At 34.4% G+C, this 12,595-nt stretch carries 7 protein-coding genes and 2 tRNA genes; 3 read left to right on the forward strand and 6 right to left on the reverse strand.

Annotated features, from left to right (window positions below):
* Positions 1-2: 2 nt before the first annotated feature.
* The gene (locus LNP23_RS20420) at positions 3-3,686 is read left to right on the forward strand and encodes a response regulator (RefSeq protein WP_230002662.1); all 3,684 of its coding nucleotides are present in this window, start codon (positions 3-5) and stop codon (positions 3,684-3,686) included.
* A 115-nt stretch (positions 3,687-3,801) separates the two neighbouring features.
* Positions 3,802-4,653: a KPN_02809 family neutral zinc metallopeptidase gene (ypfJ, locus tag LNP23_RS20425; protein ID WP_047773627.1), complete on the forward strand. Its 852-nt coding sequence runs from the start codon at positions 3,802-3,804 to the stop codon at positions 4,651-4,653.
* A 389-nt stretch (positions 4,654-5,042) separates the two neighbouring features.
* Here the strand turns inward: ypfJ and LNP23_RS20430 are convergent.
* The 6 genes from LNP23_RS20430 to LNP23_RS20455 all read right to left on the reverse strand — a co-directional run bounded on the left by LNP23_RS20430 (position 5,043) and on the right by LNP23_RS20455 (position 10,443).
* A tRNA-His gene (locus LNP23_RS20430) sits at positions 5,043-5,116 on the reverse strand.
* Positions 5,117-5,897: 781 nt separating this feature from the next.
* Positions 5,898-5,971, reverse strand: a tRNA-His gene (locus LNP23_RS20435).
* Between the two features lie 65 nt (positions 5,972-6,036).
* Positions 6,037-6,753 carry a bacillithiol biosynthesis deacetylase BshB1 gene (gene bshB1, locus LNP23_RS20440; protein WP_230002663.1) on the reverse strand — a complete coding sequence of 239 codons (717 nt, stop codon included), beginning with the start codon at positions 6,751-6,753 and terminating at the stop codon, positions 6,037-6,039.
* Between the two features lie 113 nt (positions 6,754-6,866).
* A complete protein-coding gene (locus LNP23_RS20445; RefSeq protein WP_230002664.1) occupies positions 6,867-7,940 on the reverse strand; it encodes a chorismate-binding protein in 1,074 nt (357 codons plus the stop codon).
* Positions 7,933-9,993, reverse strand: coding sequence for a M48 family metallopeptidase (locus tag LNP23_RS20450; RefSeq protein WP_230002665.1), 2,061 nt, complete (start codon positions 9,991-9,993; stop codon positions 7,933-7,935). Before LNP23_RS20450 ends, LNP23_RS20445 begins: the two co-directional genes overlap by 8 nt.
* A 21-nt stretch (positions 9,994-10,014) precedes the next feature.
* Positions 10,015-10,443 (reverse strand): PaaI family thioesterase, encoded by a 429-nt coding sequence (locus tag LNP23_RS20455; RefSeq protein ID WP_047773634.1) that lies wholly within the window; start codon positions 10,441-10,443, stop codon positions 10,015-10,017.
* Between the two features lie 261 nt (positions 10,444-10,704).
* Between LNP23_RS20455 and LNP23_RS20460 the strand changes: the two genes are divergently transcribed.
* Positions 10,705-12,219, forward strand: coding sequence for a hypothetical protein (locus LNP23_RS20460; RefSeq protein WP_230002666.1), 1,515 nt, complete (start codon positions 10,705-10,707; stop codon positions 12,217-12,219).
* Positions 12,220-12,595 lie beyond the last annotated feature (376 nt).

Here is a 12,595-nt window from a genome sequence, read left to right on the forward strand (position 1 = left end):
CAATGGTACAAGGCTATAGTTCCTTTAATTCATTGCTTTCAGGAATCCCCATTTTTGGAGATCTCTTGAAATCAAATGTATTAAATTGGTTTGTATTTACTTCTGACATCATTTTCTATAACAGCCCTAAAATCATCATTTTAGCACTGTCTTTATTTGGTTTTCTTGGTTTACTGATTTATCAATTTTTTAGAATTAAAACTAAAATTGGGTACTTCATCGAAAAAAAGAAAGAAGACGAAGCCGCAGACCGTGAATACCAACTCTACATATTATTCTTTGGGATAGCGGTTATTGTAATCGAAATTATTAATGAAATTTTTAAGATCAGACCCAAAAGTTTATTGATCTTAAATGTATCTATTGGTTTTTTAGTACTCATGGTGTACTTAATAACAGACAAAGTAAAGTTTCTGAGGAATAAAATCCAGCCGATTTTTATCTTCTTTTTCTTTGTTTACATCTCTTATGTTGGACACAATATTATCTACCTCTCCAATGATGTTGTACCGATAATTGTTTTTCTGATCTCTTTTTTCTTTTCTTATAACATTCTGAAACCCATAAAAATCTATTGGTTTTTTGTTGGTCTGACTTTTACCTTTCAAATTATAACGGTAGTTTTTCATTTAATTCCGTTAAAATCGTCTATACTCTTAATTAATTTCTCGATACTGATCTTCATCATCAATCAGGTAAAATATGCCATTTTATTGAACAATCGTGATAATTTCAGATTTACAAATGAGATCGTCCACAAAGGAAACTCCTTGACAATTGCAACAAATAAAAAAGGAGAAATCTTATTTTGCAGCGAAACCATTACTTCAATTCTGGGTTATTCTCCGGACGATGTTATGGCAAAAAAATTCTGGAAACTCAATGAAGACCACGAGGTAAAACAAGAAAACTACATTAAAAAACAAATTGACGATAAGCTGTATATTCAGAAATTAAAAAATACAAATGGCGAGTACAAATACATCCAATGGAAAGACAAAAAGTTTTCCGACGATTTAATTATTAGTATTGGTCAGGATGTTACCGAACAAATCATTGTTCAGGATCAATATAAAAACCTGATTCAGACGGCCACCGATATTATATTTGAAATCAATGCAAATGGGTATTTTACTTTTGTAAATGAGTTCGGATTTTCGATCTTAGGATATGCTGAAAATGAAATAATTCTACAACATTATTCGAATTTTATTCATGATGATTACATCAAAAATGCGGTTGATTTTTATGAAAATTTAGAACAAAACGAAACCAATTACCCTACTATTGAAATTCCGGTACTAAAGAAAAACGGGGAGGAATTATGGATTTCGCAGAAAGTAATTATCCGCAAAAATGACCTGAATCAGACTATTGGTTTTGCCGGTATTGCACGGGATATTACCGAAATAAAAAACATTGAAAACGAGAAAAGAAGACGTCACGAAAAAATTGAGGCGTATAACAATTCAACCAAAAAATTATCGACTACTGATTTCCGTAATTACAACACTTTTCAAACGGTAATTGATTCAATTATTGAGGAAGCAGCAACGGTATCAAAAACAAACAGGGTCAGTTTCTGGAGGTATTCAAATGATATTATTACCTGTGAAAATTTATTCAGCAGTGACAAACAAACCACAAATGATAAAAATATTCTGGACAAGGAGTCTTACCCCATTTATTTTGAAACCTTAAAAAACAAGGCAATCATAAATGCGCCTGATGTTTTTGACAAATTAGAAACATCTGAATTTAAGCGCATTTATTTCACAAAAAACAAAATCAAGTCGATGCTTGATGCGCCCATTTTCCTAAACGGACAGTTGGCCGGTGTGGCTTGTTTTGAAAGTACCGAAGAAAAAAGAGAATGGGACAATGAAGATATTAATTATGCCAAAACCATATCGGATGTAATCTCACTCGCCATTTCCTCCCAAATGCGACTCAGAGCAGAGAAAAAACTGGAACTTAAAAGTGAATTACTTTCAGCCTTAGCACTGTGTACAGAAAAATTCTTAATGAGTAAAAGCACGGAGAAAATGTTTGAAGAAACCTATGAAATTATAGGAGAAGCTTCAAAAGTAGATCATATATTTTATTATCAAAAAGATTTTGACACCCAAACCATTAGTCAGCAGTACAAATGGTCAAGAGAAGGCGTAAAACACCAAATAAGTGATTTACAGAAATTTACAGAAGATAATTTAAAAGAAATTGTTCTTCATTCTCAAAGAAAAAAAGTCTTAAGCACGCTGACGAAAAACCTTGAAGAAACTTTCTTCAAAAAATTACTGATTGCCAACGAGATTAAATCGATTTTAATATTGCCTTTATATGCCAACAATAACTTTTCCGGTTTTATTGGTTTCGACGATTGCACCAGAGAAAGAAAATGGACAGATGACGAGATTTACATCTTTCAGACGCTTGCCAATAACATTTCATCGGCTTTAGAACGAAACAGAAATCAGGCAAAAATTAAGGAAAGTGAAGCCGCGATAAAAGCCAAAGAATTAGCAGAAGCAGCAAATAAATCGAAATCAGATTTTTTGGCCAATATGTCACACGAAATCCGAACGCCTTTAAACGGCATCATTGGATTCACACATTTATTGATGAAAACTAATCTTGAAGAAATTCAGGAAAAGTACATGACCACTATTAATCAATCGGCTCATTCGTTATTGGAAATTATCAATGACATTCTGGATTTTTCTAAAATTGAAGCCGGAAAACTCGAGCTTTTCATCGACTTATACGACATTCAGAAAATATTAGGACAAATCTTTGATCTGATTGTTTACGAATCCAATCAGAAGAGTCTTCAACTTGAATTAAACGTTGACCCGAATGTACCGAAATACATCTGGACCGATATCGTGCGCTTAAAACAAATTCTGATCAATCTGTTGTCAAATGCCATTAAGTTCACAAATGAAGGTTCTATCAAACTTGCTGTTTCTATCCTTGAAAAAAAATCGGAAGAAAATTATACCATCCGTTTCGCGGTAATAGATACCGGAATTGGAATATTGGAAAAAAATCAGAAAAAAATATTCAAAGCTTTTTCCCAAGAAGATAGCTCTACAACGAGAAAATTTGGAGGAACCGGTTTAGGACTAACCATTTCAAATCAGCTATTGGCTTTAATGGAAAGCCGACTGCAGCTTAAAAGTAAAATAAACAGCGGAAGCACCTTCTTTTTTGACCTGAATTTAAATACCAGTCATAAAAACAACAATGAGAAATATAAAATTATTACTAAAACGGTTGATGAGGAATACGATTTAGACCATTATGTGAATCATAAAAAAGTAAGTATTTTGATTGTGGAAGACAATAAAGTAAACATGCTGCTTCTAAAAACGATCTTAAAGAATCTGAATATCAACACCATCATTTACGAATGCGAAAATGGCTATGAAGCGGTAAATCAAATCGAAAATATCAATCCTGATCTGGTTTTCATGGACATTCAAATGCCAATTATGAATGGTTATGAAGCGACGAGAGCCATTAGAAACACCATAAACGGCAAACACATTCCGATCATTGCGGTCACGGCTGGTGCCGAAAAAGACGAGCGAAATAAATGTTTGTCGGCCGGAATGAATGATTACATTTCAAAACCAATTATTCGTGGCACTGTTGAAGAAGCCCTGTCAAAATGGATAAGATAATTAGCTCTACTACCTTTAGATAAATAAAAAGTTAATCCTCCTGATTGGCTTTTGTTTCAAAAAAATATATAAATTCGTAAGACCATAACCACAATAACCACTAATACAACACGATATGAAATGGCAAGGCAGAAGACAAAGTGACAATGTTGAAGACAGAAGATCTATTTCCGGCGGAAAAGTAGCCGTAGGAGGCGGAATTATTGGTATTATTATACTATTAGTAAACATTTTTGGCGGTGAAAATGCGCAACTTATAACCCCGGTTTTAGAACAACTACAAGGTGGGCAACAAACCCAGACTGAGGCTGCTGCTCCGCTAAGCAAAGAAGATGAAGAAATGGGCAATTTTGTCCGAGTTATGTTGGCTTATAATGAAGACACCTGGAGCAAAATATTCGAAGAAAATGGTATGACGTACCAAAAACCAAAACTGGTACTTTTTAGAGGTTCTGTTCAAACCGCCTGCGGAGGCGCCTCATCGTCTTCCGGTCCTTTCTACTGTCCTGGCGACAAAAAAGTATATATGGATTTAGGCTTCTTTGAGGAACTAAAATCTAAATTTGGTGCCAAGGGTGGCGACTTTGCCATTTCATACGTTATAGCGCATGAAATTGGCCATCACATCCAGACCTTACTGGGCACCTCAGCAAAAATGCGAGAAGCGCAACAAGGAAAAAGTGAAGCGGAAGCCAATAAACTCTCTGTTGCATTAGAACTACAAGCTGATTTTTATGCCGGAGTCTGGGCACATCATAATAAAGAAAACCTCGATGCCGGCGATATTGACGAAGCTTTGAGCGCTGCAAGTGCCGTGGGCGATGATGCCATACAAAGTAAAATGCAGGGGCATGTAGTTCCCGACTCCTTTACTCATGGTTCTTCTGAACAAAGAATGTACTGGTTCGAGAAAGGCTTTAATACAGGTGACATTAAACAAGGAAATACTTTTTCAGAAGTTAGATAATTCACAAAACTAAATTATAATAACCCGAAAGGCATGATTTTTACGATCGTGCTTTTTTTGTTTTTAAACCATATAAGTGATGTAAGTTACTATAAGCCGGGATGCTTAACTTATGGGATTGTTCTGATTGTTTCAAATCTAATTTAATCCTCAAAAAACGGATCAACGCAAAAAACTGGGGCGTAGTAAAAATTATTTCTCGCAAAGACGCAAAGTCGCAAAGTCGCAAAGTAAAAAAATCAAAACAAAAACTTTGCGACTTCGCGTCTTTGCGAGATTTTTTTAGAAGTTTTTCCAGAACTTAAGCATCAAACTTACATCACTCATATGCTTCGAAAAAAAGACCACAAAAAAAGCCTTGAATTTCTTCAAGGCTTTCCAAAATCCTGGGTGGCTGACCGGGTTCGAACCGGCGACCCTCGGCACCACAAACCAATACTCTAACCAGCTGAGCTACAACCACCATTTTCTTTGCGGTTGCAAATATACAATAAAGGTTTACTTCTGCAAAGAAAAAAATGGCATATCAGTGATGTAAATTCATTAAAAATTGTATTTGCTTGTAAATCACTTAGAATGTACTTGATTTTTTTTGAAAAATTGCTGCGTCTGTTTGTTGATGAACAAACTGACGTTTCTATATCGTTAGTGGTTTTATAGTGTTGAAGATTGATCCGAGCTTAAAAGACGTGTAGTTCCTTACGTAACCTTCGACTTCGCTCAGGGTGACATTTGGTTTTACTTTGAGTCACATTCTAATTCGTTTCTTGAAGCTTTCGACTGCGCTCAGAGTGATATTCGCATTTCTAAAGAATTCCGGATCAAGAACAAAATCTGGTGAAGAAATGTCAAAATAAAATAGCACGCAGATTTAGCAGATTTTTTAGCACTGCTTTTGCAAGAATCTGCTAAATCTGCGAGAAAAAGAAAAGTAAAATAAACTTTGATTCAAGTCTGAAGATTGTGTAGTTCCTTACGCAGCCTTCGACTTCGCTCAGGGTGACATTTGGCTTTTTTAAAGATGTTCTTTATACGCTTTAGAAATCGGAGTCTATTGACAATTAAAATAAAAAAGATTGTTTTTTTTTTTAATCCGGAGGATGGGATTATAGTAAACAGATGAAGCGTTTTCAAGAATTAAGCATCCCAGCTAATATTAACTTACATCACTTATATGGTTTCAAAAAAAAAAAAAAAGTCCACAAAAAAAGCCTTGAATTTCTTCAAGGCTTTCCAAAATCCTGGGTGGCTGACCGGGTTCGAACCGGCGACCCTCGGCACCACAAACCAATACTCTAACCAGCTGAGCTACAACCACCATTTTTCTTTGCGGTTGCAAATATACAACAAAGGTTTACTTCCACAAATAAAAAAATGAAAAATTTACAATAAATCTTCTAAACTATTGACTGCCAAACACCTTTCAACAGTGAATCCTTCGGCAAAATCCTTTCCAACGAGTCTTCCTAAGTCCTGTGCACGATAATTTAAACTTTCTAAGAAGTTTTTACTCGTAATTGGCGTTGCAGGTTCTTCTGAATCGGCATCATAAAATTGCGTTTTATAGGCCAGAATGGCTTCAATCTTTTTTTCTTCGAATCCAGTGATGTCGACAACAAAATCCGGTTCAATGTTTTTCCACTGAATATAATGATAGACCACTTTCGGTCTCCAAGCCTCCTGACTTACGCCGTCAATCAATGTTTTAATTTTTACTAATCCTGATAAAAAGCAAGCTTCTGAAACTAATTTACTTCCTTTTCCGTGATCAATATGACGGTCATCAATGGCATTGCACAAAACGATCTCAGGTTTATACTTTCGGATCATTTTAATGACTTCTAATTGATGATTTTCATCATTGGTAAAAAAGCCATCGCGCATTGCTAAATTCTCGCGAACTACAACTCCTAATATCTTTGCGGCAGCAGCTGCTTCCTGATCTCTGATTTCTGCTGTACCACGGGTTCCCAATTCACCACGGGTTAAATCTACAACGCCCACTTTTTTTCCAAGTGATACTTCTTTTAAAATGGTTCCGGCACAACCTAATTCTACATCGTCAGGGTGTGCTCCGAAGGCTAATATGTCTAGTTTCATTTTTTTTTGTTTTTTGTTTCTTTTTGTTTTTTTTGTTTCAAGTTTCAAGTTGCAGGTTTCAAGTTGCAGTTTACAGTACAGACTGAGACTGAGACTGAGACTGAAAACTGAGACTATACAGCTTTAATAGACAAAGCCCTCTTCATGGTCATTGATTTATTCACGCTTTCCTCCCACTCTTTTTCGGGAATACTTTCTTTGGTAATACCGCAACCCATATACAAAATGGCTTTGTTTTCCTGAATCTGCATGCTTCGTAAATTTACAAATAAATCAGAACTTACGGCACTTGAAGCCAAACTGCTGTTTAACTCGCCTAGAAAACCCGTATAAAAAGTGCGGTCGTAATTTTCATTTTCAAGGATAAATGCTTTTGCTTTCTTTTTCGGTAAACCACAAACAGCCGGTGTCGGATGCAAAGTATCTATAACTTCTTCTAAAGTAGAATTTTCGTTTAAAACACCCGAAATATCGGTTTTGATATGCCAGATTGATCCTGCTTTTATACTGTAAGGCTCTGTAACGTTTACAGACAAAGCTACTTCACGAAGTCTTTTAATGATAAAATCGGTCACATATTGCTGCTCCTCTTTTTCTTTTTGTTGCCACAAAATCTCCACTTCCGAATTGGCTTTTTGTGTTCCGGCCAATGCTGTGGTTTCAAATTCATTTCCGTTTGCTTTAAGCAGTTGTTCCGGCGTTGCTCCCATCCAAAATTCGACTTTGGGATGAAAAAAGCAATAACAGAAAGTCGTCGGATACAATTGAATCAATTGCTGAAAAACAACAGCAAAATCAAATTCGGCTAAGTCAACACTTTCGCTTCTTGACAAAACCACTTTTTTAAATTCATCGTTTTTAATTGCCTCAATTCCTTTGGCTACTAAATCTTCATATTGTTTTTTAGCAGCGACATCAAAACCGGAATCATTTATTTCAGTTAAATTGATCTCTACACTTTCCTGTTCAGAAGTAATTATTTCCGATTCATTTTCAGGAATCAGGATCAGTTGTTTTTCATCAAAAGAAGCAAAAACAAATCCTTTCTCCGTAAAATCAGAAACGGTATGCAAATTATTATTTTGTTGTAAAAGCCCAATTATTCTGTTCGAATTGGGTTTGGAATAAAGCACAAAGGGTAAATTTTGTGCTTTATGATTTTTTATTTTAGAAAAGAAATTATTCATGATACTGTAAAAGTTGAGCTTTATACTCTAAAAGTTCTTTTTTGGTTTTAAAAAATGTTTTTGACAAAACATCCTGATAATCAATCATCGATTTAGATAGCAACTCCAAAACTTCATCTAAATATTGATTACCATTAAAATAAACCCATTCTTCCGATAAATACTTATTAAAGGAGACTCTCATCTCAATTGTTATAGCTTCCCTATAAACATTACTTTCCAGCATTTTTTCAATTTGAATCTTAAATTGTCTTTCCTCTTCTTTTAATAGCAACATATTCTTTTCAATAGCATCAAAAGTAGCCACATGATGCATAAAATCAGAGACTTTCAGCATCTTCATATAATACTCGAATTTTTCATCGTAGTTCTTATCTAAATCAAAAAAACTATCATATCTGTTTTTTAACTCTCCCCCTTTACCCTGACTATTTGCCAGTTCTAAAAATAGAGAATAAATACGAATATCATTTTCAAGAATTTCCTCTTTAATTTCTTTCAAATCAACTGTTAATTTATCGATCAACTCATCGCAATTTTTTGATGAAATTTTATGCCCATCATAATTGAATGATTTCACTTTATAACTTCCATTTGAAATTTGTTTTAAAACTTGAATGTCATTTTCTAATGAAATTGAACTGTATACCAAATCAATTGAAGCGTTACTGAACAAATCACTCAATTCATATTTTTCGGCTGAAGAATTTAATTCCTGAGTTTTACAATCAGGATTCTTGTTATCGTAATAATTATTGTAAACCTCATCAAAAGACCCGGACAAAAACTCACTTTCAAACTCTTCAAAAAACTGCTCATTTTTGTTGTAAACGACCGCATCCGGATACGAAACCGCCAAAAACAACTTGTCTGTAAACTTATTCTGCAAATCAACACGATTGTTTAGCAAACAGGTTGCTAATTTGTCACTTGCAACAGACTTTTCTATCCCTAATTTTTTTAGTTCCGAAATTCGGTCTTCAATGCTAGGATGCGTATCCCATTTATTTTCGATTACAAGCTTTGATTTATTATACCGATTCAAAAAATCTGTAGTCAATTGTGGCAAATCATTCTGAACTTGCAATTTACTTTTAGCTGCAATAAAATTCATCACCAAAGTCTGTTGCTCATATATGTTTTTTGTACTAATAGATTTCGGGATTTTATCTCCATAATAATCTAAAACCTTATTAAACGAATGATTAGCAAGATCCAGACGGAGTAAAGAAGTGATTAAAGGTTCAGAACCCGTTACATTTGCAGCAACGGCATCAGCATGAAATTCCATTTGTCTGGATAAACTGTAATAACTTAAATTTACAACCTCATAAACCTGCCTCAAAACCCATTGAATTCCTTGCACAATTTTTACTGCTAATCCGGCAAAAAAAGCAAAATACCCATTTACACTTCCCCAGCTTTGTGCAATAGAATTATAAGAATCATTATCAAAGAGCATATTATGGATAATCCTGTTTACATTATAAACATAACTTCCTACTTTCATGCTTCTTTGCGAAAAATGACCAAATTCGTGAGCCAAAATAGCTTTAAGTTCTAATTCTGAAACTGAATTGATAAGTCCAACACCAATTTGAAGATTTTTCTTAATCGGTAAAAACATACTCCAAAAATTAGAATCATAAAAAACTGCAGCATTAACATCTGATGATAAATACACTTTTTTTGGAAAATCTGTCTTTACAGCACCTACAATCTCTTCAATAAAATCAAATAATTTAGGTTCTTCTTCTCTTGTAATTTCGACTAAATGAGATCGGTCAACTACATTTTTTACAAAAATAAACTTGAACAAAAAGATCAAGATTAAAATTCCCATACACAATAATCCACCACCAATCATAAAGGTCAAAAAACTAGGTTTGGCAGCAATAAGCATTACTCCTCCATAACCTGCCAAAACAGTAAGGCCAATACCTGAAATAATGAGTAAAAGATAGACAATAAAAAAGAAGATAACAGAAAGAATCGCTTTTACGGTCCTCTCTCTAAACGTAGCGGAAACTGCCGCTGAATTTGTTTGAGCCATTAATTTTTTAAAATATTATTTTTAACTTTTCTTTCTATCCAAAACCATATTCGTCAATTTGCAGAGCGAAATCAGATTCCCGGCTTCATCAGTGATTTTAATTTCCCAAAGATGAATGCTTCTTCCCTTGTGAATAATTCGCGCTGTTCCGAAAACATAACCTTCGCGAATGCTTTTTAGGTGGTTGGCAGAAATTTCGATTCCGCGAACTTCTTGTTCATTCGGATCTATAAAGAAAAAAGAGGCTGCACTTCCTACACTTTCAGCCAAAGCGACTGAAGCTCCTCCGTGCAATAATCCCATTGGTTGGTAAACAGCAGGGTTTACTGGCATTTTTGCCGTCAAAAAATCTTCTCCGGCGTCAATATATTCTATTTTTAACGTTTCCATCAAAGTGTTTTTCGAAAACTCATTGCAGTGCGCTAAAATTTGTTCTTTTGTATACTTCATTAAAATAGGCTTTAAAATCGTAAAATTAAAGAAAAGATGAGATACAAATCCGAAAATCCAATTCTAATATTAAAATTCATTTATAAACCTGTCAGATTTTTGCTATTTTTACCAAAACATAAATCAAAGGCAAATACATTTTCAATAAAATTCAATGCCTTGGATTTCACAGATTATTAAGGGAGAAGGCATTAAGATTAAATAGACAAAAATCTTTTTTTTACCCTTCCAATCTGCAACAAAAAAACTAAACCAATTCAAATGCGTCACTTTTTTGTACTCTTCATTTTCGGAATACTTTTAGCTGCCAGTTCCTGTCGGACTGATTTTGATACCACAGCCAGTTCAGGAAATTTAAAATTTTCAAAAGACACTGTTTATTTGGATACTGTTTTTAAAAACATCGGCTCAAGCACCTATCAACTTAAAGTATACAACACAAGCAAAAAAGACATTTCTATTCCGGTCATTCAACTCAAAAAAGGGTTAAATTCTAAATATCGAATGACTGTAGACGGAATGAGCGGAAACAATGGTAAGATTTTTAACAATGTTACCCTTTTGGCTAAAGACAGTCTGTACATTTTTGTAGAAACCACAGCTGACATTACAGATGCTAACCCAACTGATTTTTTATACACGGATGAAATTCAATTCGACAGCGGAGCCAATCTGCAAAAAGTAGCTTTGGTAACCTTAATTCAGGACGCTGTTTTTTTATACCCACAGCAAAATCCGGACGGAACGAAAGAAAAAATCCAAATCGACGGAAAAGCTGTTGATGGTTTTTATTTAAATGAAACAGATGCAGTTAACGGAAACGAACTGATTTTCAACAACACTAAACCATACGTTATTTATGGTTATGCCGGAGTTCCTCAAAACAAAACCGTCACTTTTGAAGCCGGAGCAAGAGTTTATTTCCATGCCAATTCCGGACTTTTTGTAGATAAAAATGCTTCTTTAAAAATAAACGGGGCTGCTTCAACCAGTTCAAAACTGGAAAACGAAGTTGTCTTTAGAGGAGATCGACTGGAATCCCTTTACGCGGATATTCCGGGACAATGGGACGCTGTTATTCTGGCGGACGGAAGTACAAATCACACCATCAATCATTTGACATTAAAGAATGCCACAATAGGTTTATCCATCAGAAACCAGGATGCTACAACGGTACAAATCAAAAACACACAGATTTACAATTGTTCCCAATATGGAATTTTAGCTCAAAATGCACGAATCAACGGAGAGAATATTGTTATAAATTATTCAGGACTCGCGAGTTTATCTTGTATTTACGGTGGAGATTACAACTTTACACATGCTACTTTTTACAACAATTGGTCGAGTAGCCAACATTTCGCCGTTCACTTAAGCAATCGTCTGGCCGGTGCAACACCCGAAACCAAAGATTTAACCAAGGCTACTTTTAACAATTGCATTATCTATGGTACAAGCACAAACGAATTTAACTTAGATAAAAGCGCAAATGCACAATTTGTATATCAATTGAATAATTGTTTATTGAAATTCAGCAGCACAAACAACAGTCCGGATTACCAGTTTAAAAATGATCCTGTTCACTACAATCAAATTATTCTGAACGAAAATCCGAAGTTTTATAATGCCTCCAAAAACAAATTCAATATAGACAAAACGTCTGCCGCTTTCGCGAAAGGAAATCAGGCTTATGCAATTCCATTGGATATTATTGGAAATGCCAGAACCTCTCCTCCCGATTTAGGTGCTTATCAGAGTAAAGATTTTCCTAAATAAGTTTTATAGTTCACATAGCTGCCGAATTTGAACCATATAAGTGATGTAAGTTCATTTAAACTTAACTTAATAGCATGTTACTTATTTGGTTTCTAAGTTCATTAAAGTAAAATTTTCACAAAATAAGTTTTACTGCCCATATAGCTGCCGAATTTGAACCATATAAGTAATGTAAGTTCATTTAAACTTAGCTTAATAGCATGTTACTTAATTGGTTTCTAAGTTCATTGAAGTAAATTTTTTACAAAATAAGTTTTATTGCTTACATAGCTGCCGAATTTGAACCATATAAGTGATGTAAGTTCATTTAAACTTAGCTTAATAGTATGTTACCCATTTGGCTTCTAAGTTCATTGAAGTGAAATTTTTACAGAAT

Source organism: Flavobacterium cupriresistens, assembly GCF_020911925.1.
GTDB lineage: Bacteria > Bacteroidota > Bacteroidia > Flavobacteriales > Flavobacteriaceae > Flavobacterium > Flavobacterium cupriresistens.

Coding starts and splice junctions, on each gene's coding strand:
- LNP23_RS20420 (WP_230002662.1), top strand. CDS start 3: ATGGTACAAGGCTATAGTTCCTTTAATTCATTGCTTTCAGGAATCCCC.
- ypfJ (WP_047773627.1), top strand. CDS start 3,802: ATGAAATGGCAAGGCAGAAGACAAAGTGACAATGTTGAAGACAGAAGA.
- bshB1 (WP_230002663.1), bottom strand. CDS start 6,753: ATGAAACTAGACATATTAGCCTTCGGAGCACACCCTGACGATGTAGAA.
- LNP23_RS20445 (WP_230002664.1), bottom strand. CDS start 7,940: ATGAATAATTTCTTTTCTAAAATAAAAAATCATAAAGCACAAAATTTA.
- LNP23_RS20450 (WP_230002665.1), bottom strand. CDS start 9,993: ATGGCTCAAACAAATTCAGCGGCAGTTTCCGCTACGTTTAGAGAGAGG.
- LNP23_RS20455 (WP_047773634.1), bottom strand. CDS start 10,443: ATGAAGTATACAAAAGAACAAATTTTAGCGCACTGCAATGAGTTTTCG.
- LNP23_RS20460 (WP_230002666.1), top strand. CDS start 10,705: ATGCGTCACTTTTTTGTACTCTTCATTTTCGGAATACTTTTAGCTGCC.